Genomic DNA, 21,171 nt, shown 5'->3' on the forward strand with positions numbered 1-21,171 from the left:
CGCGAACTCACTCCGTCTGCGGTGGCTTCTTTCTCTCTTCCGTGTCATCGGTGGTGTCGAGGTTGAGACCACCGATCACCGTCGGTGCGACATCAGGGAGCTCACCGACGATCTCCTCGCCGTTCTCCGAGGACTGCAGATAGCGGGCAGCCTTGTGCTTGCCGTCCTCCTCTTTCTGGCCACCCGCACCACGAGCACCCATCGGCGATCCCGAAGCGCCCGCCGGCGTGGCCCGAGTGGCCGCCTGCTCGCCCGCCATCGCACGTTCGGCGGCCGACAGTCCCGGCGCGGAACGAGAACTCAGAGACCCCTCCGGTCCGGCCGCTCCCACCTTTCCGCCCAATCCACCTGCACCGCCGCCTCCCTTGGCGCCGCCGCCGGCACCACCGGCCTTCGCCGCCGACGCGGCCGCTGCAGCCTTCCGTTCCGCCTCAGACATGGACGACGGCAGACCGGATGAACGAGTGGACGCACCTCCGAGTCCGCGACCGGCCTCACCCGCCTTCGACATGGCGGACTGCGCTGCCGATGCCGGGTTCTGCGAACCAGACTGTGCTGCTGCGTTCTTGGCGGCATTGCCACTCGCGGCCACGGGGTCGCCCGAGCCGGCGCGTTTCAAAGTTCCCGCCGGATCACCCGCGCCCGCCTGCGCTGCCTTCGTGGCATTCGACGCTGCAGATCCACCCGATCCGCCGCCGCCGCCGGCACCGCCCGCGGACGACGTGGACCCGAATGCCCCGCCTGCCCCACCCCCTGAGCCGCCACCGCCGAACACGCCGATCCCGATCGGTGTGCCCGCGACAGGACTCGACGGATCGGAGATGTTCGCCAACGCCCCGTTCAGCGCGGCCAACGGAGCGTTCCACGTTGTCTGCAGCTGCATCTGCGCCATGGCGTCCATCTGACGCACGGCGGTCAATTTCTGCTCCGCCGGCAGCGTCGCCAATGCCACGTCACGACTGTTCTTCATCGACTCGATCTGCGATTTCGACTGCTGCACGGCACCGGCCCACATCGCGACCCCCGCAGCGTTCACCTGAGCCTCCATCGCGACGCGCTTGCCACTCGCCGAGAACGCGGTCAGCGCGCTCTTCATCTGATCGGCGGCGTAGCCGGAGAACTGCTTCGACCCCAGAACGGACGAGTACTGGTTGTCGAAAGTGAACAGAGCCGAGTTCAGCGAGTTCGCCAACTGCAGCCACTGCTGAGCGAGTGTGTGGAGCGTGTCGGGCAGCGCAGGGTCGAGTGCCGCCGCGGCCGCGTCGATGGTGAAATTGCCGATGCTCTCCGGAGCCACACCCAACGGATACGTTCCTGCAGCTGGTTCGCCCTCGGGGCGAACCGGCGTCGTCGGTTGATCGACCAGACTCGGTTGCGACGTATCCGTGCCACCCGACGACAACACATCACGCTGCGATGCAGCCGGATCACGACCGTCAGGCGAGTTCAGAGCCGCGGCGATCTGTTTCTGATTCTCGTCGTCTTGGTCGATGAGCCGCAATCCAGCTGCGCGTGCCGCTTGCGCTGCCTCCTCGGCAAGTTGACGCAAACGATTTGTAGCGATTGACGCTAGCTGCCCGATGTGAGAAAGCTGTCCGTCAACTGCGCCCCCCGACCCAAACGCGCCGCTCGCTGACACCTCGGTAAGACGCGCAATCTGACCGATTTGTTTCGTCACCGCTCCCGCCAGGTCGGAGCAGGCAGCAACCAGTCTCGACGCACCAACCGGGTCAAAGGTAAGAGTTTCGGTCGCGCCAAAAGGTCCGCTCACGACGTGGCCCGCATTTCTGACGGCGACTTAGGCATACCTGGCGCCAAAACCTTGGCCGCGATCTCTGCTCTTTCGCAGATTTCAGAATCAGACTTCGCGTTCAGGAAAGCGACTGAGGCAGTGCCGTAAAAGGTCCCCCAGGAGACTTCGCAACGCGAGACGTTGGGTGGAAAATCCACTGTGCGATTCCTGATCACCGAACCGGTCAACTTGCTCGATATCTGAAAATTCTCTCGCACAAAGACAAAACGAGGGTTGGTCTTGTACTCTGCGAAGTTGTTTACGGAGATAGTCGCGTCATACTGTTCATCGTATTGAGTAACGCCCGGACGGCTCAGGATACAAGACTGTGTAACTAGCTTTCGTCCAGAAAAACTCTTTTCTTTCAGCCCCATTCCCAACTGGTCCATCGCTGATTGCGGAATAAACGGACAAATATCCGGCATGTTCTCGTCGTAGGGGCTTTCGCCGATCGGGACCGTGGTGACGACGCCGGTCATGTCCTTGGTCGAGTTGAGGTCGAGTACAGAGTCCTTGGCCACGCCGGCAGGTACCGGCACAGACGACACGCCTGCCACCGACGGCGCCACCGACGAAGCAGCTGACCCGCCCGGATCCCCGCCACCACAGGCGCTCGCCACCACGGCCACCACCGCCGCCAGACTTGCCACCGTGATCTTGCCCCGACCGCCATTCATCGTCACTCCCATCCCGCACCCACGCGTGAATCATGAACTCTCTTTGCCGCATTGATCACTCGATTGATCGCAGAGGCCATCGTCGCATCGTCCACACCTGCAGCCGAGCCGGGCGAATCCTCCACCAGCAGATAGCGACCGTCGTCGGCGACATCCCGATAATGCAGCATCGTTGTCGTCGGCCGACGCCCATCGGCCTCGGAGCCGACCTGAACCCGAATCGATCCACAGGTGGTGGGCGATCGGTGCGCGAACGATGCGGCGGCTGTCGCTGTCGACACGGAGGGGGAAACCTTCCGCAGTGTCCCGAACTCGACCGGGATCTCGTCGAATGCGACGTCCATGTCCCGCGGTAGACGACCCGCGCCACTGGGGCGCGGCAGCATTCGCACGAGATCTGCGCTCCACCTCGTCAAGACGTGTCGTGTCACCTCGACCGCACCGCCCCTGGCAGCCGACGGACCCGGTCGCTGCCGAGCCGTGAACGCCACGTCGCCGCTGCCACCCCACGCGCTGACGATCCCGATGTGGTGACTCGTGTCCTGCAGCGGTTTACGGGCATCCAGGCCGGAGATCGCGATCGTGTAGCGCGGGCGGGTCAGCGCACTCATCGCCTCACGCTTGGCGGAGTTCATCTCGCCCATCAGATGCTGGAGAGTGGCCTGACGAGCCAGATGTTCTTCGTCGGCGTCGGCGTACTCGGTCGTCCCCATCGGGGCCAGCTCGACGGGGAAGGCGGCACCCCTCTGCGTCTCCCAGAGTGCTACGAACTCTTCGGTTGACATCTTCCAGGCCGACGATTCAGTCATCGCGCTCACCGGACAGGTCTGTGCACAACGCCACAGTGGGGTCACCGGCGCTTCGCATCCCCGCGGCGAAGGCGAAGAGTCCGGCGGAGTAGTGCTCGTCGAACACCGCCCGAGATCGACGCTCGAAGGTCTCCATCACCATCGGCTGCTGGGCGAGCAGGTCGAAATGGCTTGCGAACTGCGCGATTGCCGCAGCGCGATCGGCGGCGAGACCGGCGACCGCAGCACTCGCGCCGCGAACTCCCAGGCCGAAACAATGCAGTGCGTCACCGATGATCCGCCATTGCGCAGCAACCTGTTTCGAGATCTCGGTGATGGAGACGAGTCCGGTCGACTCCACCGACACATCTCCGACACAGCGAGCATCGAGCAGGTCGGCGACGGGGTCCACCGAGCGGTCGAGAACCGCGGCGAAGTAACGCCATCGTGAGGCACAGTCGATGATCGACTCGTCAGACATGCCCGCGACCGCGCGTTCGATGCGATCGAACGTCAGGCCCGGAAGCCACTCTCCGGAGATCTGTGATCGGCGCGCCGGAACATCCCGGTCATCGAGGCAAAAGCTCAGGTACCGCGAGTGGGGGGTGTCGCTCATCTCGCGACCGGGCCTGGCGACCACCGGAGACTCGATGCGCTCGGCCACGAACTCGTTCGACCACCGCACGGGATCATCTGCGAGAGCGACCCACGCGTCGTCGCGGAGCGAAGCCGTCACCGAACTCCACGCCGTTTCGAGCGCGCGGATCTGGTCCACCGCTCGAGCCGCGCACAAGAGCGCCTCGACTGGTCGCCACCATCGCCTTCGTCCCGTCGACGCCCAAACCGGCCGAGAAGTCGTCGATCCTCGAACCCATCCGAGCCCTGCGGCACCGCAGTCTCGCGACGACGAGTGTGACCGGCCTGCTGTACAACTGGGGCTTCTTCACCATCCTCGGCTACGCGCCGTTCCTCATGAACCTGTCGGCCCTGAAGTTGGGCGCGGTGTTCTTCTGCTGGGGCATCCTGGTCGCGATCTTCGCCGTGTTCGGCGCCCCGGTCCTCAAGTCCCGCTTCGGCACCCCGAAGACCCTCTACGGCGCGCTCGTCGGCATGGCGCTGGCCTGCCTGGTCATCGGCATCTGGTCGGGCAGTCAGGCCGTCGTCATCGGCGCGACCATCGCCTCGGGAATCTTCGTGGGACTCAACAACACCCTCGTCACCACCGCGGTGATGAGCATCGCGCCGGTACAGCGGTCGGTCGCCTCGGCCACCTACGGCTTCGTGCGCTTCATCGGCGGCGGCCTCGCGCCGTTCGCGGCCGGCAAACTCGTCGAGCACTACAACGATCACGTGCCGTTCATCCTCGGCGCCGCTGCCGTCCTCGTCGCCGCGGTGGTGCTGTCGACGGTGCACGGTGCGCTGACCGACGCCGACACCGAGGAGCAACAGCCCGAATCGCACGAACGCGCCGCCGCCGAGCGCGCGGTCACCGAGGTCCCCGCAGTCGAGGGCGAGGCCGTGATGGCCGAGACCGCACTGCGCGAGGATCGCGCTGTCGCGCAACGACACTGATCGGACGCGCCCAACGCGCCCGTCGGGTCGACCGATCAGCTGCGATCGCGGCGTTCGATGTGCTCGATCATCGTGCGGTGCAGATCGGCGAGGAACAGCTCGAACTGCTCGAGCATCTCGGGCGTATAGTCGGCCATCATCTCGTCGATGCTCTCGCCGAGCGGGCCGAAAAACGCGTCGGCGTGGTCGTGCACCGACCGGCCGCTGCGCAGGGTGACCACCCGGCGATCGGAATGCTCACGCGTGCGCACGATGTGGCCCGCGGCCTCCAGACGGTTCAGCAGCGACGTCGTCGCCCCCGACGTCAGGTTGATGCGCTCGGCGAGCCGAGCCGGTGACAGCGGCGTGCCCTGGTCCTCGAAGTAGACGATGTCGATGAGGGCCTCGGCATCGGTGGTGTGCAGGCCGAGTGAATCGGCGAAGCGACGTCCGAACTGGTTGAAATCGGCCCCATACCTCTGCAATCCGTCGAGCAGTCGCTCGCGGTGACCGCCGGTGCCCTCGCCCATCACCACCTCCGTTCGTCCACGTTGACAGTCTCGCCCGCCCTAGATACCTTGATTGTGAAGTTACTTCATCGAGAAGCTTACTAGCCGACGTCAGGACGAGGGCGATGACCACAGTATTGATCTCCGGCGCCTCCATCGCCGGACCCACCGCGGCCTACTGGCTGGCGCGCGCCGGGTTCGAGGTGACCATGGTGGAACGCTTCGCCGAACTCCGCCCCGGCGGTCAATCGGTCGACGTCCGCGGCGCCGGCCGCACGGTCGCGCGACGCATGGGTGTCGAGGACCTGATCCGTGCCGGCGGCACCGGCGAGGAGGGCCTGCAGTTCGTCGACACCCGCGGGAACGTGAAGGCGGCGTTCGCGGCCTCGGACTTCGCCGACGGCAACGGACCGACCGCCGAGCTCGAGATCCTGCGCGGCGACCTCGCGCGCATCGTGTTCGACGCGGCCACCGCCGCCGGCGCCGAGACCGTCTTCGGCGACACCATCACCGACCTCGACGACGACGGCACCGCGGTCCACGTCACGTTCGCGAACGCCACGGCCCGCACGTTCGACCACGTCATCATCGCCGAGGGGATGCGTTCGCGCACACGACGACTCGTCGTCGACGACTCCGACGCGATCCGGTCGCTGGGCATGTACACCTCGTACTTCACGATCCCGCGGGCCGCATCCGACACGCAGTGGGCCTCGTGGTGCTCGTTCCCGGGCAGTCGCTCGGCGCTGATCCGACCCGACACGCACGGGACCACCCGGGCGGCGTTGTCGTTCATGACCGACGACCGCGGCCTCGACGCCCTCGACATCGACGGACAGAAGGCCGAGCTGCGCAGGCGTTACGCCGACGCGGGGTGGGAGATCCCCCGTGTGCTCGACGGCATGGACGCCGCCGACGACTTCTACTTCGAGGGCATCGGCCAGGTGCGACTCCCGCGGTGGGGACACGGGCGCGTTGTGCTGCTGGGGGATTCGGCGTACTGCGCGTCCCCGGTCAGCGGCATGGGGACGAGCCTGTCGCTGGTCGGTGCGTATGTGCTGGCCCACGAGATCATCGCCGGCGGCGATGCGCTGAGCCGGTACGAGTCGATCATGCGGCCCTATGTCGACCAGGCCCAGAAGCTTCCGCCGGGCACGCCGCGGGTCGCGAACCCGAGGTCGCGCCTGGGTGTCCGTGTGCTCAACGCGGCCGCGGGTGTGGCCGCCTCGAAGCCCGTCCAATCGATCGCCGCGCGCTTCTCCTCGCCGCCCGCCGACAAGATCGATCTGCCCGACTACCCGTCGCCGGTGCGTCCGGCCTGACCTGTCGTAGCGCGGTCGTACTCTTGCCCGACGATCCGCGGCCGACCATCGGCGGGACACGACGGGAGGAGGCAGGCGTGGACGAACTCGATTACGACACCGCCGTCGAGTCCGCGTGGCGCACGTTCCGCATCGATCTCGCCGATCGGCTGTCCCGGCTGCAGCGGGGTGACGAACTCGAGGTCGTGCAGTCGACGCGTGAGCTGCCCGATGGCCCCCACGGTCGGCTCACGTTCACGGTGACCTCCCGTCATCGCGTGCGGTGCACCATCGACGCCGCCGATCTGCACACCACCCCCGACTGCCACCTCGATCAGGTGCAGCGACTCGAGACGGCCGGATGGCGGTGGCTGCGTGGTGCGAAGGGCCGCCACGTCATCGAGTGCGGTCGTCGCGAGGTCGACGCCCTCGCCCTACAGGCGCAGACCGCGCTGCGGGAGATCTGGGAGGTCCTGCACCCCGGCTTCCTCGTCGGCGATCCCACCCCGGTCCCCCGCGAGTCCGAGATCGCCGTCGGCGTCGTGGTGCGCACGAAGGACCAACTCCGGGCCCTGGCCGTCGACGCACTCTCCGAGGTGTCCGATCATGCCGTGGTGGTCGATTCCGACGGCGACATCCAGGTCCCCGTCGAGAGGATCGGGACGTGGCTGCGCGTGTGCGACGACGAACCGGACCTCGAGTTCTTCGCGTGCATCGTCGACGATCTGCCCGATGTCGCGGGTGCGGCGCTCTACCTCGCCACGCACGCCGCCCGGTGGCCCCGCGTGGGACTCCGTCTCATCGACACCCACATGTACGCGACGCTGCGTGTGGGATGCGCGACGTTCCATCCCGCAAATCTGGTTGCCGCGCTGGGCACATGGATCGAATTCCTCACCGACGACGTCCCGACGATCGAGACCGCGGTGTCGGCGATGAGATCGCCGACACCTGCCCTCGAGCCCGGGGCCATACCTCCCGCCCTGGCGCGGTTGCACCACCTCGCCCGCTACGGTCCGCCGCCGACGCCGGAGACGGTGATGGGGCTGTGCGACGACAACCGCCGGCGAGCAATGACCTACGCCAGGTTCTGCCTGAAGCAGGTGCGCTCCCTGACCGCCTCGGCGGAATGGGCCACGGCCGAGGGCGATGTCGACGAGGCGAAGGCCTGTCGCGACGAGGCGCAGGTCTGGCGCCAGACGATCGCGCTGATGACCCGAGCACTGCGCACGATGCGGGGCCATGATCGACCGCGACGCGACACCCCGCCCGACCAGCGGCGCCCGCCTGCGGTCTGACGACCGACTCGGCGCGTTCTGTCAGAGGCGATCGGCGAGGTCGACGAACGACGCCACTTCGATGTCGGGGGTGCCGAAGTGCGCGGGATACGTTGCGCCGGTGCGGTTGATCCACGCGGTGCGCATGCCGACGCGGCGGGCGCCCTCGAGATCCCAGGGGTGCACCGCGACCATCAGCGCCTCGATGTTGGCGACACCGGCTGACCGCAACCCGTGTCGATACGCGGCCGCGGACGGCTTCCACCCGCCGGCGTCGTTGGCCGAGAGGTACGAGTCGATCAACTCGCCGGCCGGTGTGTCGCCCAACAGTTTTCGTGCGACATCGGTCGACCCGTTGCTCAGGGTGATCACGCGGACACCGGTCTGCGCCAACGCAATGATCCCGGGTACGACATCGTCGTGTGGTCGCGCGGCGACCATGGCCGTCATGATCGACTGCGCCGCGGCGTCGAGATCGGCGTCGGACCGGTTCGGATCGGCGGCGTGGATCATCGATCGTGCGACGTCGGCGCCGATCGCCGCGTAGGAGGCGTTGTCGCCGAGCACTGTTGCCGCGAAACCGTCACGGAGCACCGAGAGATACCAGGTGCGGACATCGGCGGCGGCGAGGCCGGCGGCCTCGAACGCGCCACCGACCGAGGCGAGGTCGGACAGGGTGTCGTTGACATCGAGGAACGCCGCGACCGGACGTGGCATCACGAGAACGCCCGGGTGTTGTTGAGCGCGGTCACCATTCCCGACCCGATGGGTCCGTGGCGGTCGTAGATCGTGGTGGTGCCGACGGCGATGCCCGCGGTGTCGATGTGGGAGTCCTCGCGCACACCCACCCAGTCCCCCTCGGGCAGTCGCGACAGCGCGACGGTGAGATCACCATTGATGTACCCGACCCACTCGGTCCCCAGATTGGTCACGAGACTGGTCCATTCGGCGGTGGTGACGGCCCGGACGTAGGGGCTCGGCAGGCGGTCGGGGGTCATCGGGAGTACGTTCCACCACGCGGTGCTGCGGTCGGCGTCGAGGTGCTTCTCGAGTTCGCTGGTCCATCCGGTCGCGTCGGAGTGGTACCAGGTGACGGCGTCGGGTTCGGTGTCCACGGGCGGCGCGGGCACGGTGGCGTCGGCACGCCACCGGTCGCCGGGCGCGTTCTGCGACATGCGGTACTGCACGTACATCGCGGTGGCGACGAGGGTGTCGTTCTGGAACGCCTCGGCGCGGGCGACCTTGATGCGCGAGCCGGTGCGGATCTCCTCGGTGCGCACGACGGTGGGTGCGGTCTTGAACGCTCGCAGCAGTTCGAAGGTGGTGCGCGCCGGCATGAACCCGTCGACGTGCTGTTCGTCCTCGAGGACCTGCGCGAGCAGACCGACCACCGCGGGCCCGGCGACGTGGTCGTCACCCCAGGCGCTCTGGGCGTGATCGTTGGCGCGGTAGGCGACCTCACCATCGTGGGAGATGACCTCGAAGAACGGCTTCATCGACTCACACTCTCACAGGGCAGTTTGTCGGACCTCGGCCGTATCGTCGGCGCCCCGAGGCCCAGACCAGCAGCCCACCCCGAGGAGCCCAGCCATCAGCACCCAGCCCACCGTCGATCCCCACCGGCCTGTGCACATCGTGTTCGCCGCGCCGTGGCAGTCGATCGACAGCCACGGATCCGGACGCACCACCGACGAGACCTGGTGGACCTTCCCCGACGACGTCGCCGACGGCGACACCGTCGTCACCGTGGTGCAGGGACGCGAAGCCGCGGTCCTGGGGGTGTCGGTGCTGCGCATGGGGAACGACGAGGACGACCGGGATCTCGACACCGCCGAGCCCCGGGTGTCCACGCCGCTGGCCGCGGCCGCGATCACCCGACGCGCAGGTACTGCGGTCACCGTCGAACCGCGGTCGCTGCATCGCACCGAGGGCGCAGCGGTGATCGCCGCGATCGCGGCCGAGAACACCTCACCCACCCCGTGGTTCGCGCTCCCGTCGCCCTGTGCCGATGTCGACACGATGGGTGTGGACTCGATGGACAGTTCGTGGGGATGCAACGGGTGTGGTCGCGAGTGGGCCCGGAAGACCGGTCCGCGTCTGCAACGACAACGGATGGTCGACGAGCCGTTCGGCGACCTCCGCGATGTCGCTCTGTGTCCGAGCTGCCACGACATCGTGCACCAGCCGCTCGGGCCGAGCTTCGACGAGTTGATGTTCAGCAACCGGCCGGCGTGCCCTGCCTGTCATGAGCAGCGCACGTTCTGGGTGCTGCGGGGCATGCCGGTGGGGCCCCCGCCCTACGGCACGATCGCCGCGGGGTGCGTTGTGATGGGCGACGACCCGACCCGCCACTGCGGGGCCTGCGGCCACGAGTGGTGACCGCCGATCACCGCTGTGCGGGTGGGCGATCCATCGACCACAGCGGTGTCCCGTCGGCGAGGGCGAACTCGTCGGCCACCGTGAACCCGAATCGTCGATACAGCGCGACGTTCTCAGCGCGGGTGCACACCAGGTGCGCGGGGTGCGCGGCGGCGTCGATGATGGCGAGGCGATGGTTGATCAGGACACGCGAGAGTCCCCGTTTCTGCGCGGTCGGTGTGACGCCGAGGTTCACCAGCGTCCAGTGTCGTTCGGGCGGCGCGTGGGCGTCGAGACGGCGTCGCACATCGAGACCGGCGCCCACCCGACCGCGGAGTGCTGTGAGCGTTCGGGGCGCGGCACGCACTGTGCGGGCCAGACCGGCGACCGTGCCACCGCGGTCGGGGCCGTCCCACGCCGCGACCGCGATCGGCTGCCCGGTGTCGTCGGCGATGTAATCGACCACGCCGATGCGGCTGTGTTCGTATCGCAGTGTCGCCGTGAAGTATCGCGGGAGCGCCGCGTGCCGCTGCTCGGCCCGTGTCCAGATGAACGACATCAGCGGGTCGTCGGCGAACGCCGGGGCCAGGGTAGCCGCGCAGGCATCGAGTTCGGTGGTCGAGTGGGCGGTGCGAACCTCGAGGGGTGCCTGGGGCGTCACGCGTTCCGATTGTGCCGTACCGATGACCGACCGCATCCCGAGTCCTTGCCGAGACTCACGTATTTTCTTTCCTATGGCGAATGTCGACTGGGTGCTGGCGGATCTCCGCGAGCCGGGACGTCCGGCCGTGCTCAGCCGCGACGGGCTGCCGCGGGCACGGACGTCGCTGAGTCGCGCGCTGACCGAACAGCTCGGCGCCCGCCGCGCGCGGTCGGTGTCGACGGAACTCGACCGGTGGGCGCGGGTGTCCCGCGCGGAGAAGCCCGCTGAGTTGGTCGTCGACGCCGTCCGGTGTGTACCGGTGCCGGGCACCACCCTCGAGGTCGCCGCGGCCTGGGTCGCGGCCGATTCGGAGACCTCGCAGCCGCCCGCGGCCGCCGCCTTCACCTGGGACTCAGGCGAACGCCGCTTCTGCGTCCCCGCCGAATCGGCGGCGCTGGTCGGCCGACAGGTCACGGGCACCGAACCGTCGACAGTGCTCAGCGCTGATGCACTGCGATTCGTGGAGGTCGACGACACCATCGGGCTGGTGCAGACGCTGCTCGTCCCCGACCGTGGCCCATGGACGGGAACCGCGACGCTGCGACCGGGTTCCAGCGACTCGACGCGGGTGTCGACGAGCATGCTGCCGACGAGCCCGACGTCGTTGTCGGGGGTGATCTTCGAAGCACCGAACCTGCCGGTCACCACGCGGGTCGAATCGCTGGCGATGAACTCGATCGCGCGGGTGTCGAACATCCACGTGGTGGTGATGGACGTGGAGAAGATGCGGGTGCTGCGCTGGCTCACCGATCCGCCCGGCGGCGTCGCGTGGAAGGGGCGCCGCGACAACCGCGACGCGCCGCATCCCGACGACGTGCGACGCATCTTCGAGGTCGCGAGCGGCGTGTTCAGCGGAACCGAGCGTCGAGCAGCACTCGACGGCATCCGGTTGCGACTTCTCGACGGCGGGTGGCTCGTGGTCGATGCGGCCGGCGAGGTGGTCGACGGCTCCGATCCGCCGTTGGTGATCATCCAGATGGTGACGCGCGGGGTGTCCGACGAGCCCGACCCGGTGCCGCCCGAGGACACCGGTCACCCGGGACTCTGAGCGCGCCGGGCGCGTATCCCTTTGCGGCCTGACCTGGACTTCGTTACCGTCGGGAACATTCCCGACGCTTGCCCACGACGGCGTCGGACGGAAAGCGATCTGCCCACTCACGCCGCCGGGCTGCATCATCGACGGCGTTCGACGAGCGATTCGAGGTCCGACCATGACCACTGCGAGCATCAATCCCGACGGTTACGACCGTCCGGTCTTCACCACGCCCGACGAGGCCACCACCGAGTACGTCGTCCGCTTGCGCGACGCCCTGGCCGCCCTCTACGACGACCCGCTGTCACTGGAGGCCGGCCGACTGGTGTCGGCGTTGCTCTGAGCTGATCTCAGGTCAGCTGCGGTTGTGCGCCACCGCAGCCTGGATCAACGCACCGAACGCGGCCTGATCGAGGGCGTCGGCGGCCTTGATGTCGATGGCACGGCGGGTCCCGGCGTCGAGACTCGCGTTGAACAGCTTCGCCGGATCAGGCAGCGACGCGCCCTTCGCAAAGGTCACCTTCACCTTGTCCTTGTAGGTCTCGACCGTGCAGAGGAGACCGTCGCACGAGAATGTGGGCACGCCATCGGGATTCGAGGGCTTGCGCCACTTGATCTCCTCTTTGATATCGCCATGGGCATCGGTGATGAGACCCCGCAGGGTCGCGACCAGGTCTTCGCGCCAGTCAGTCGTCACGACCCGAGAGATTACCCGGATCCTCTCGGATTCGAGGTGGCTCCGGCCCACGGCACGCAGTACGCGCGGTGTCGCGGTCCAGACCAGACGAGTTGCGTCCGGTTTGCCTGAATCGCCGCAGGTCAGGGTCGCTCCTTCGCCTTGCATACCGTATTCTCCGTACACGATTCGCACGTATGCCCGGCAGACGCGAGAAGAGGCCCGATGTCCGAACTGAAGGTGTCGACCGACGAGGTCCGTCGCGCTTCGCAGAGCGTTCGCGCAGCAGCAGACAACCTCGACGACCGTGTCCGCTCGCTGACCGAACGCGTCGAAGGACTGCTGAACGGTGGGTGGAAGGGACAGGCCGCCGACGCGTTCCGCAAAGACTGGGAGCAATGGCTGCACGGCGCGAAAGACGTCGTCGGCGGTCTCGACTCGACGTCGTCGTTGCTCGCCTCGAGCGCGAGCCGCTACGCCGACCAGGAGTCGTCGAACGCATCGTCCATCGGGGCCAGTGGTTCGGCACTGCTCAACCTGGACTTCTGATGGCGCAACCGTTCACGGTCAACACCGACGAACTCGCCGACATCGTCTCCGCGATGGCGCGCTTCGATTCCGACGCCGAGTCGGTCTGTTCCGACGTCGACAAGACCGTCGCCTCCTTGCACACCACCTGGACCGGCGAGGCCGCCGACGCCCAGCGCGCAGCCCACGACCGCTGGACAAGGGGTGCGGCCGAGATGCGTTCGGCGGTGGCCGATCTCCGCAAGGCCGGCGACACCGCGCACACGAACTACACCGCTGCGGTCACGGCGAACACGGAGATGTGGGGGTAGGTGCCCACTCTCGTCGTCGACCCGGCGCAGTATGCGCAGGCCGCCTCGAACATGTCCGAGGTGGCCCGATCGGCACATGCTGCGATCGGTTCTCTCGCCGGTGAGTTGGGCGCGTCGTCGGGGATGGGTGGCTCCGACAACGCCGGTGTCGAATGGTCGAACAGCTATGACGATGGCGCTCGAGCGGCACTTCAGGCTGCGGCGGCGGCGGTTGGCGCCTCAGGAAATGTGGCCACCCGCCTGCATGCCACCGGCGAGAATCACGCGCACGCCGATGCATCGGCGACCATCGGCGGCGGCGACAGTGGGCTTCCCGGTGCCCCCACTCCCCCGACGATGTCGGCGCCGTCTCCGCCTTCGGCCGCGGGCGGCGGTGGTGGCGGTGGTGGCGAACCTCCGGGCTGGTCACTCGTCGAGGGTGTCGTCGGCTACGTCTGGCCCAACGGTCATCAGGACCGTCTGCATGCCGCCGACGGCGCTTGGAAAGCGGCTGCAGCGCAGCTGGAGTCAGCCGCTGCCCCCACCAGCGCTGCCGCTTCGGCGGTGGCGGCCCAGAAGAGCCCCGAGGCCGCGGCCGCCGCACAGGCGTGTACCGACACCGGCAACCATCTTCGCGAGCTGTCATCGGTGTTCACACAGATCGGCGCATCGTGCTCGGAGTACGCGGCGCACCTCGACGAGGCGCACCACGAGATCATCTCCACGCTGAAGGAACTGATCGTCGAGACCGCAGCCATCGAGGCCGGCGGCGCCGCGCTCGCGTTCTTCACAGCGGGTCTCGACGAGATCGCCGCCCAAGCGGCGGTCGCAGCCCGAATCGCCAGCGCGGCGGCAAAGATCCGCCGAGTCATCGAGGTGTTGATCGAGGCCGCCCGCGCTGTGGCGGCCAGTGTGCGAGCGGGTGCCGCGCGAGCGCTCGACGTCTTGGGCAAGCTCAAGCCGCTGGCCGAGGGCGCGGTGAAGAAGGTCGGCCTCGCCGCCAGAACAGAGACAAGCGCAGCACGGTCTGGCCAAGCCTTCGCGGACGATCTTGCCCGTGCGAAGTCCTCGTTACCCGAGTGGGCCCACCCTGAACTCGACAGGGCGCTAAACCCACAAAAGTTGCACGATGATCTGGTCGCCAATGGTGTACCAAGACAGACGGCGGAGGATGCTCTGCGAAACAACCCTTACGCACACGACTCCCCGACTCAGATCGTGGAGAAATACTGGAACAAAGAAGATGGTGGTTGGCAGTATCCCAAGGAATCAGGCTTCGACGGGCCGCCCAGCACCTCTCACTCGATCCCGAGCGGGACCCAGATCGACCGCATCGGCGGTGAGCGGGGCGAGTTTCTCGGTCGGCAGGGAGATAGTTATGGCGAGCGCGCTCTGTGCCCGGGCAAATCGGCTCCGTATTATCGCTACGAAGGAACCGGAGACTCCGTGCCGGGCTGGGAGGTTCGGAGTGGACCAATCGCACCAGCTTTCGGCAAACCCGGCGGTGGCTTCCAATGGCTCGTGGTGGACACATCGGGGGGTTCCGCAGTCCCCGTTCCAGTTGAGCAACTGGTCGACAAACTGATACGCGCGGTACCGAACTGAAGGGTGCACTGATGCAGATATGACGGCTGACGGCTGGTCCGGCGTGCCGGAATTCACGGACGCCCTCGCCTTATGGCGGAGAATTGACTCCGAACTGAGCGGCAGTCGACCCCGAGGCCATCAGGGTCTCTTCTTCGCGGATCCTCAGATCGAAGATGATCGCATCGTCCTCACCAATGGCCCGTCACGAGCCGAAGATTCCGACGGGTACGAGTTGCTGTTCATCAGCCGCGAGGCCGACGGGTACAGCCTCCGCCGCGATCGCCGCACACGCGGAGTCGATGCACTGGGCGAGCAGATCGCAGCGTTTGGCACGTTCGAGTTCGCAGCAAAGTACGTCCTGCCGATCCACGTCATGAACACGATCCGGAGAGGCAGCATTCACTCATTACCCAGCCTTCCCGCGCAATTCGATAAGAAGGGTGTGGCGAAGGGTTGGCGGGAAATGGACACGGTCCCGGGCACCGCTGTCAAGAAATTCATCTATGGCAGCGATGAGACCTCGGACCGTTACTACGTCGGAGACTCTCGTTTCCCGAGTCCGACCCACTTCCTCACAATGACGTTCGAGCAACTCAACGCTGTCGGCATCGAGGGTTTACCGCTCCCCGGCGGCTCGTGAAGCGATGAAGCTGATTAGCGGGATCTCGGGGGAGATCGAGTGGTCCTTCGCCAACGCTTCTCATGTTGTCGGTGCGGTGCCAACGATCGACATGGTGGACATGGTGGACGAGTAAGGACGGCACAGGGCGCGCGAGGTCGCAGGTGTGATCCACGCACTGTGCGAGCAAACCACGCCGATCGAACAGGAGACCGATTGGTATCCCCATGACTTGGGATGGGCGCAGCATTTCGTCGCACGCCGCCTTCAAGAGGACGACGCAGGCCTGTCCGAGCGCGCCGGACAATGAATCGCCCGATGGTTCACCTACCGGGTGAATTAGGCGAAGCACTCACGCGACGGAGCCTACGACTAGACCGGTATGACGACCGAGCCTGCGGGCGTCTATGTCATATCTGTCGGAACGCGGGAATTGCATATGCGTTCACGCGCCAGAAAACACGTACACGCGCCCCGGGTGTCAACGCGGTGTGAGCGAACCTGCGACTCGGCCCAGAACGGGACGGAGAGATTCTTGGGATGATCGACCTGCTACACAGGCAGAGCAGGTCGGTGGAGAACGAGATCGACTGGATCGCAAAGGCTCTCGCCGAGGCACAAGTCACAGAGAACGTCGCCTTCGAGAGCTCACTCCGGGCCCGCGCCAACCCGCGGCACACTGGATCGCGCGGTCGTTCAGCTACCAGTTTCAGTAGCATCGCCGTGCTCGTCTCCACCGCACCACAACAACCAGACGAAAGGCGAGACATGCACCTCGATGACGCGGTCTCGATGCTCGACACGGGAGCACTGTCACAGGACGACTTCCTGCGCGAGTTGCAGACTGCCGAGGTGGCGGTTCCAGTGAAACAGACGCACCAGAGTGGCTCGGCGCTGAGCGTCTTCGCGTACGGATCACATTCGTGCGCAGCAGTGTTCACGACTCCCGAACGCATTCTGACCCATCTTCGGGACCGTCCTGCAGCCATGCTGACGGGCCGGCAACTCGCCGAGCAGTGGCCGAGCGATCTCGTGTTGTCGCTGAATCCGACCGATGACGCGCCGGGGTTGATGATCCCGCCGGCTGAAGTGCAGCGCATGGCGAGCGACGGCCTCCAGCGCGTGGTGCCGGCCGGCAGCCAGACGTTCATCGGCGCGCCCGCCGAGGAGCCTCCGATCGAGCTGCGCCGCGTGGTCCGCGATCTGGTCGCTGCGACTGCAGAGATCGATCGGGCCTACCTGTTCCAGATGGGCCTCGGAACCCAGGAGGCCTCGGAGCTGGTACTCGGCATTGTCCTGCGGGAGTCTGTCGACATCGACATCGACACCGCGATGTCGCACGCAGCTCAGTGGGTCGCCGATCACCGACCTGGCCACCCGCCGATTGCGCTGCTCCCGCTCTCGGATTCCCTTCTCGATACCGTCGCGAGCATTGTTCCGGCGGTCACCGGCGAGACGCGGTGAACAGGGCCGCTGCGATCCACACGAACGTGACGTGCGTCGCATCGGGGATTGTCCGCGAACCCCCGGCGTGTTGACCCGTGCATGACCTACACGCTCAATGCTGATTCACCGTTGCTGAAGCCGTTCGACTCCGGTGTCATCCACACGCCTCATCGCGCGTTCATGGCGCCGCTGACCCGCCTTCGCGCCGAGTCCGACGGCACGCCCACCGATCTGCAGACCGAGTACTACCGCCAGCGCGCGAGTGCCGGACTGATCATCACCGAGGCCACCCAGTCGAGCGCCTCCGCCGGTGGTGCGTACATGAACACCCCGGGCATCCACAACGACGCCCAGCAGGCCAAGTGGTCCGAGATCGCCGACGCGGTGCACAGCGAGAACGGTCAGATCTTCGTGCAGATCTGGCACGTCGGTCGCGTCGCGCACCCCGACCTGCCCGGCGGCGACCCCGTCGCACCGTCGGCCATCGCCGCCGAGGGCAAGGCCCACGGACCCAACGGCAGCGTGCCGCTGGTGACGCCGCGTGCGCTTGAGACCAGCGAGATCGCAGGCATCGTCGACGCGTTCCGCAGCTCGGCCCGCCGCGCCATCGACGCGGGTCTCGACGGCGTCGAGATCCACGGAGCGAACGGCTACCTGCTGCACCAGTTCCTCGGTGACGACAGCAACCAGCGCACCGATGAATACGGCGGCTCGCCGGCCAACCGCGCCCGCATCGTCGTCGAGATCGTGAAGGCTGTGGTCGACGAGATCGGCGCCGACAAGGTCGGCATCCGCCTGAGCCCCGGCCACAAGGCCAACGGCATGAACGAGGCCGACACCGTGCCCGTGCACCAGGAGCTGCTGCGCGCCATCGCCGACATCCCGCTGGCGTACGTGCACTTCCTCATCGAGCCGACCGACCCGGTGCTCGAGACGCTGCGTCCCGAGATCAAGGTCCCGTTCCTGCTCAACACCGGCTTCGCCATCGAGTCCGACTTCTCGCAGCTCGAGAAGCTCGTCGCCGACGGCACCGCCGACGCCGTCGTGGTCGGCCGTTGGTACATCTCCAACCCCGACCTTGTGGAGCGCCTCAAGCAGGGTGCCGAGCTCACCGAGCCTAACCAGGCCACTTTCTACGCACCGGGCGCCGAGGGCTACACCGACTACCCGTCGCTGGAGACCCAGAACGCCTGATACGCAACAGGTTCACCGATGACGCCCACCGGCCTCCAGGTCGGTGGGCGTCGTCGTCTGTCACGAGAATCGGTCGGGCGTGGGAACCAGCGCAGGTGACTCCGTCACCGACAGCCCGGTCGCATCCACATCCACGATCACGTGTGCACACGAATGTCCCTCATCCGCGGCGAGTATCGCGGCGATCGGCGCGATCAGCTCGGTGCGGACCACGCGGTGAAGAGCGCGGGCCCCGTAACGAGGATCGAAACCCGACTCGACGAGGTGGACGCGGGCGGCATCGGTGATCGTGACGCTCACCCCGCGGGCCGCGAGTGCCGTCACGAGCTGATCGACCTCGGCATCGACCACACGACGCGCGTGCCCGTCGTCGAGAGATGTGAACGTGATGATCTCGTCGAAGCGATTGAGCAGTTCCGGATCGAAGAAGCTGCGCACCGCATCGAGCACCACGTCGCGTTCCGATCGCGACCCGTCACGGACGCGGCGCAGCACCGACTCGGCCAGCCGAACCGGTGAGCGACCAACCGGCCGCCGCATGTCGTGCACCTCGCGCGAGCCGAGGTTCGACGTCAGCAGGATGATCGCGTTGCGGAAATCGATCGTCGACGTCCCCGACGCCAGGCGCAGGGTGCCGGTGTCGAGGATCTGCAGCAGCGCCCGCAGCACCGTCGGATGCGCCTTCTCCACCTCGTCGAACAGCACCACTCCCGGCCGCGACACCGTGCCCTCCACCGTCTCGCGGTCGAACAGCGAGAACTGTTCCTTCGAGCCGGCGTACCCGGGCGGCGCCCCCGACAGCGACGCCGCATAGTGCTCCTGGGCGAGGGAGTTCATGTCGATGCGGCAGAGGTTGTCAGCGCTGCCGCGCACGTGCAGCGCCACTTGGCGAGCGAGTTCGGTCTTCCCGACACCGGTGGGTCCCACCAGCAGCAGCGACGCGATCGGTCGTCGCGGGTCGCGCAGGCCGACCGCGGCAATGGTCATCGCCCGCACCACCGCGTCGACGGCATGGTCCTGGCCGATGATTGCTGCGCGCAACCCGTCGCCGAGTGCCTCGGGCGAGCGCAGGTCACCGAGCCGGAATCCGGCGGTCGGGTCGAGAGCACGGAACCGCTCGTTCATATAACCCGACATCGCGACCTCCGTTCCCTGCCCCTCGAACCTAGAGCAGTCGCCACGCGTGCGCAGCGGGTGAAAGTCGTTCACCCACCGCAAACCTCGCGGTAACAACACGGTCATGGCGGTCGCTCTAGCGTGAGGTGCACGTCCATCCACGGCCTCGTCAGGAGCGCACATGCGACACGGAGACATCTCTTCCAGCCCGGACACCGTCGGCGTGGCGGTGGTCAACTACAAGATGCCGCGGCTGCACACCCGCGCCGAGGTGTTGGCGAACGCGCAGTCCATCGCTCAGATGGTGGTCGGCATGAAGAGCGGTCTACCGGGCATGGATCTCGTTGTGTTCCCGGAGTATTCGACGCAGGGCATCATGTACGACTCCGACGAGATGTACGAGACGGCGTCGGTGATCCCCGGCGACGAGACCGACATCTTCTCCGCGGCGTGCCGCGAGGCGAAGACGTGGGGCGTCTTCTCGATCACCGGTGAGCGGCACGAGGACCACCCGAACAAGCCGCCCTACAACACGTTGGTGCTCATCAACGATGAGGGCGAGATCGTGCAGAAGTATCGAAAGATCCTGCCGTGGACGCCGATCGAGGGGTGGTATCCGGGTGGTCAGACCTACGTCAGCGACGGACCGAAAGGTCTGAAGATCTCGTTGATCATCTGCGACGACGGCAACTATCCCGAGATCTGGCGCGACTGCGCGATGAAGGGCGCCGAGCTGATCGTGCGTCCGCAGGGCTACATGTATCCGGCCAAGGAGCAGCAGGTGCTGATGGCCAAGGCGATGGCGTGGGCCAACAACTGCTACGTCGCGGTCGCCAACGCGACCGGCTTCGACGGCGTCTACTCGTACTTCGGCCACAGCTCGATCATCGGGTTCGACGGGCGCACCCTCGGCGAATGCGGCGAGGAGGAGTACGGGATCCAGTACGCGCAGCTGTCGCTGTCGACCATCCGCGATGCGCGCAAATACGATCAGTCGCAGAACCATCTGTTCAAACTGCTACACCGGGGATACACCGGCGTCTTCGCCGGCGGCGACGGCGACAAGGGGGTCGCGGAGTGCCCGTTCGACTTCTACCGCAACTGGGTCACCGACGCCGAGGCCACGCAGCGGGCGGTGGAGGCCATCACCCGCGACACCATCGGCGTCGCCGAGTGTCCGCTGGGCGATCTGCCCGCGGAGAAGGTGATGGAGGCCTGAGTGGACAGCACTGCGCCCGGCCGACGGAGGTCGACCGGGCGCAGCGGTGGCGTGTCACTTCTTGGGGTGGCACTCCCGGTGGTGGTCGCGGATCGGCGTGCGGGCCTGGCGGAGTTCCTTGAACTCCTCGCGGTGGGTCTTGCGGAACGCGCGGATCTCGTTGCGCCGCTGATCCTTCGGCAGGGTGCGTACGTGGGCGAGCTCAGCGGCCAGGTCCGGGTGGCGGGCGAGGACGCCGGCGATCGCAGGTGCGGCCTGCGCGACAGCGGCCGCGCGAGCCTGCGGGGTGCACTGCGCCGGAGCGGCCGAGGCGGTGGCGGCGGGGATCCCCGCGGCCAGTCCCACACCGACCGCGATGGCCGCCGCGGCGCCCACCCGTCGGGTCCAGAGTGTGGTGTGTCCGGTGATTGTCATCGTTCTCCTCACGTGTCATCGCTGTGATGCACGGCCAACCTCGCCCGCGAAGCTGAGTCGGACCTGAGAACGCCGGATTTGTCCGCGAGAACT

The 21,171-nt window shown here is 67.0% G+C and carries 25 protein-coding genes; 14 read left to right on the forward strand and 11 right to left on the reverse strand.

The window, feature by feature from the left end; all coding sequences use genetic code 11:
• Positions 1-7: 7 nt before the first annotated feature.
• The 4 genes from ACLBW1_RS08405 to ACLBW1_RS08420 all read right to left on the reverse strand — a co-directional run bounded on the left by ACLBW1_RS08405 (position 8) and on the right by ACLBW1_RS08420 (position 3,738).
• Entirely contained in the window at positions 8-1,771 is a 1,764-nt protein-coding gene (locus ACLBW1_RS08405) for a hypothetical protein (protein ID WP_447811381.1), read from the reverse strand.
• Entirely contained in the window at positions 1,768-2,481 is a 714-nt protein-coding gene (locus tag ACLBW1_RS08410; protein WP_447811382.1) for a hypothetical protein, read from the reverse strand. The genes ACLBW1_RS08405 and ACLBW1_RS08410 overlap by 4 nt, the downstream gene beginning before the upstream one ends.
• Positions 2,472-3,182, reverse strand: coding sequence for a hypothetical protein (locus ACLBW1_RS08415; RefSeq protein ID WP_447811383.1), 711 nt, complete (start codon positions 3,180-3,182; stop codon positions 2,472-2,474). Before ACLBW1_RS08415 ends, ACLBW1_RS08410 begins: the two co-directional genes overlap by 10 nt.
• A gap of 88 nt (positions 3,183-3,270) precedes the next feature.
• Positions 3,271-3,738, reverse strand: a complete 468-nt coding sequence (locus tag ACLBW1_RS08420) for a hypothetical protein (RefSeq protein ID WP_447811384.1) — start codon at positions 3,736-3,738, stop codon at positions 3,271-3,273.
• Positions 3,739-3,800: 62 nt separating this feature from the next.
• Between ACLBW1_RS08420 and ACLBW1_RS08425 the strand changes: the two genes are divergently transcribed.
• Positions 3,801-4,829: an MFS transporter gene (locus tag ACLBW1_RS08425; RefSeq protein WP_447811385.1), complete on the forward strand. Its 1,029-nt coding sequence runs from the start codon at positions 3,801-3,803 to the stop codon at positions 4,827-4,829.
• A gap of 35 nt (positions 4,830-4,864) precedes the next feature.
• Here ACLBW1_RS08425 and ACLBW1_RS08430 read toward each other — a convergent pair whose 3' ends face one another.
• Positions 4,865-5,338, reverse strand: a complete 474-nt coding sequence (locus ACLBW1_RS08430) for a MarR family winged helix-turn-helix transcriptional regulator (protein WP_447811386.1) — start codon at positions 5,336-5,338, stop codon at positions 4,865-4,867.
• Between the two features lie 104 nt (positions 5,339-5,442).
• On the opposite strand from ACLBW1_RS08430, the gene ACLBW1_RS08435 reads away from it, so the two are divergent.
• On the forward strand, positions 5,443-6,639 hold the full coding sequence (locus ACLBW1_RS08435; protein WP_447811388.1) for an FAD-dependent monooxygenase: 1,197 nt from the start codon (positions 5,443-5,445) through the stop codon (positions 6,637-6,639).
• A 77-nt stretch (positions 6,640-6,716) separates the two neighbouring features.
• Positions 6,717-7,916, forward strand: coding sequence for a TY-Chap domain-containing protein (locus ACLBW1_RS08440; RefSeq protein WP_447811389.1), 1,200 nt, complete (start codon positions 6,717-6,719; stop codon positions 7,914-7,916).
• Between the two features lie 21 nt (positions 7,917-7,937).
• On the opposite strand, the gene ACLBW1_RS08445 is transcribed toward ACLBW1_RS08440, so the two are convergent.
• Together ACLBW1_RS08445 and ACLBW1_RS08450 are read right to left on the reverse strand one after the other, a co-directional pair.
• Positions 7,938-8,612, reverse strand: coding sequence for an HAD hydrolase-like protein (locus ACLBW1_RS08445; protein ID WP_447811390.1), 675 nt, complete (start codon positions 8,610-8,612; stop codon positions 7,938-7,940).
• The gene (locus ACLBW1_RS08450) at positions 8,612-9,391 is read right to left on the reverse strand and encodes an acyl-CoA thioesterase domain-containing protein (RefSeq protein ID WP_447811391.1); all 780 of its coding nucleotides are present in this window, start codon (positions 9,389-9,391) and stop codon (positions 8,612-8,614) included. Before ACLBW1_RS08450 ends, ACLBW1_RS08445 begins: the two co-directional genes overlap by 1 nt.
• A 130-nt stretch (positions 9,392-9,521) precedes the next feature.
• On the opposite strand from ACLBW1_RS08450, the gene ACLBW1_RS08455 reads away from it, so the two are divergent.
• Positions 9,522-10,274, forward strand: coding sequence for a hypothetical protein (locus ACLBW1_RS08455; protein WP_447811392.1), 753 nt, complete (start codon positions 9,522-9,524; stop codon positions 10,272-10,274).
• Between the two features lie 7 nt (positions 10,275-10,281).
• Here ACLBW1_RS08455 and ACLBW1_RS08460 read toward each other — a convergent pair whose 3' ends face one another.
• Complete coding sequence (locus ACLBW1_RS08460) at positions 10,282-10,914, reverse strand: GNAT family N-acetyltransferase (RefSeq protein ID WP_447811393.1); 633 nt, start codon at positions 10,912-10,914, stop codon at positions 10,282-10,284.
• A 73-nt stretch (positions 10,915-10,987) separates the two neighbouring features.
• Between ACLBW1_RS08460 and ACLBW1_RS08465 the strand changes: the two genes are divergently transcribed.
• Positions 10,988-12,004: a hypothetical protein gene (locus ACLBW1_RS08465; protein ID WP_447811394.1), complete on the forward strand. Its 1,017-nt coding sequence runs from the start codon at positions 10,988-10,990 to the stop codon at positions 12,002-12,004.
• Positions 12,005-12,167: 163 nt separating this feature from the next.
• Positions 12,168-12,332, forward strand: coding sequence for a hypothetical protein (locus tag ACLBW1_RS08470; protein ID WP_447811395.1), 165 nt, complete (start codon positions 12,168-12,170; stop codon positions 12,330-12,332).
• 12 nt (positions 12,333-12,344) lie between these two features.
• Here the strand turns inward: ACLBW1_RS08470 and ACLBW1_RS08475 are convergent, their stop codons facing one another.
• Positions 12,345-12,686: a DUF1801 domain-containing protein gene (locus tag ACLBW1_RS08475; RefSeq protein WP_447811396.1), complete on the reverse strand. Its 342-nt coding sequence runs from the start codon at positions 12,684-12,686 to the stop codon at positions 12,345-12,347.
• 204 nt (positions 12,687-12,890) lie between these two features.
• Between ACLBW1_RS08475 and ACLBW1_RS08480 the strand changes: the two genes are divergently transcribed.
• The 7 genes from ACLBW1_RS08480 (at position 12,891) to ACLBW1_RS08510 (ending at position 18,329) form a co-directional block, all read left to right on the forward strand.
• Complete coding sequence (locus tag ACLBW1_RS08480) at positions 12,891-13,214, forward strand: WXG100 family type VII secretion target (RefSeq protein WP_447811397.1); 324 nt, start codon at positions 12,891-12,893, stop codon at positions 13,212-13,214.
• Positions 13,214-13,504 (forward strand): WXG100 family type VII secretion target, encoded by a 291-nt coding sequence (locus ACLBW1_RS08485; protein WP_447811398.1) that lies wholly within the window; start codon positions 13,214-13,216, stop codon positions 13,502-13,504. The genes ACLBW1_RS08480 and ACLBW1_RS08485 overlap by 1 nt, the downstream gene beginning before the upstream one ends.
• Positions 13,505-15,088 carry a TNT domain-containing protein gene (locus tag ACLBW1_RS08490; RefSeq protein WP_447811399.1) on the forward strand — a complete coding sequence of 528 codons (1,584 nt, stop codon included), beginning with the start codon at positions 13,505-13,507 and terminating at the stop codon, positions 15,086-15,088. It abuts the gene before it with no gap.
• 19 nt (positions 15,089-15,107) lie between these two features.
• Positions 15,108-15,710, forward strand: a complete 603-nt coding sequence (locus ACLBW1_RS08495; RefSeq protein WP_447811400.1) for a hypothetical protein — start codon at positions 15,108-15,110, stop codon at positions 15,708-15,710.
• Between the two features lie 145 nt (positions 15,711-15,855).
• Entirely contained in the window at positions 15,856-15,999 is a 144-nt protein-coding gene (locus tag ACLBW1_RS08500; protein WP_447811401.1) for a hypothetical protein, read from the forward strand.
• 230 nt (positions 16,000-16,229) lie between these two features.
• The gene (locus ACLBW1_RS08505; RefSeq protein WP_447811402.1) at positions 16,230-17,153 is read left to right on the forward strand and encodes an enhanced serine sensitivity protein SseB C-terminal domain-containing protein; all 924 of its coding nucleotides are present in this window, start codon (positions 16,230-16,232) and stop codon (positions 17,151-17,153) included.
• 81 nt (positions 17,154-17,234) lie between these two features.
• Positions 17,235-18,329, forward strand: a complete 1,095-nt coding sequence (locus ACLBW1_RS08510) for an alkene reductase (RefSeq protein ID WP_447811403.1) — start codon at positions 17,235-17,237, stop codon at positions 18,327-18,329.
• Positions 18,330-18,389: 60 nt separating this feature from the next.
• Here the strand turns inward: ACLBW1_RS08510 and ACLBW1_RS08515 are convergent, their stop codons facing one another.
• The gene (locus ACLBW1_RS08515; RefSeq protein WP_447811404.1) at positions 18,390-19,538 is read right to left on the reverse strand and encodes an AAA family ATPase; all 1,149 of its coding nucleotides are present in this window, start codon (positions 19,536-19,538) and stop codon (positions 18,390-18,392) included.
• A gap of 88 nt (positions 19,539-19,626) precedes the next feature.
• Between ACLBW1_RS08515 and ACLBW1_RS08520 the strand changes: the two genes are divergently transcribed.
• Entirely contained in the window at positions 19,627-20,664 is a 1,038-nt protein-coding gene (locus ACLBW1_RS08520; protein ID WP_447811405.1) for an aliphatic amidase, read from the forward strand.
• 54 nt (positions 20,665-20,718) lie between these two features.
• On the opposite strand, the gene ACLBW1_RS08525 is transcribed toward ACLBW1_RS08520, so the two are convergent.
• The gene (locus ACLBW1_RS08525) at positions 20,719-21,078 is read right to left on the reverse strand and encodes a hemophore-related protein (protein ID WP_447811406.1); all 360 of its coding nucleotides are present in this window, start codon (positions 21,076-21,078) and stop codon (positions 20,719-20,721) included.
• Between the last annotated feature and the right edge of the window lie 93 nt (positions 21,079-21,171).

The organism is Williamsia sp. M5A3_1d, assembly GCF_053345315.1.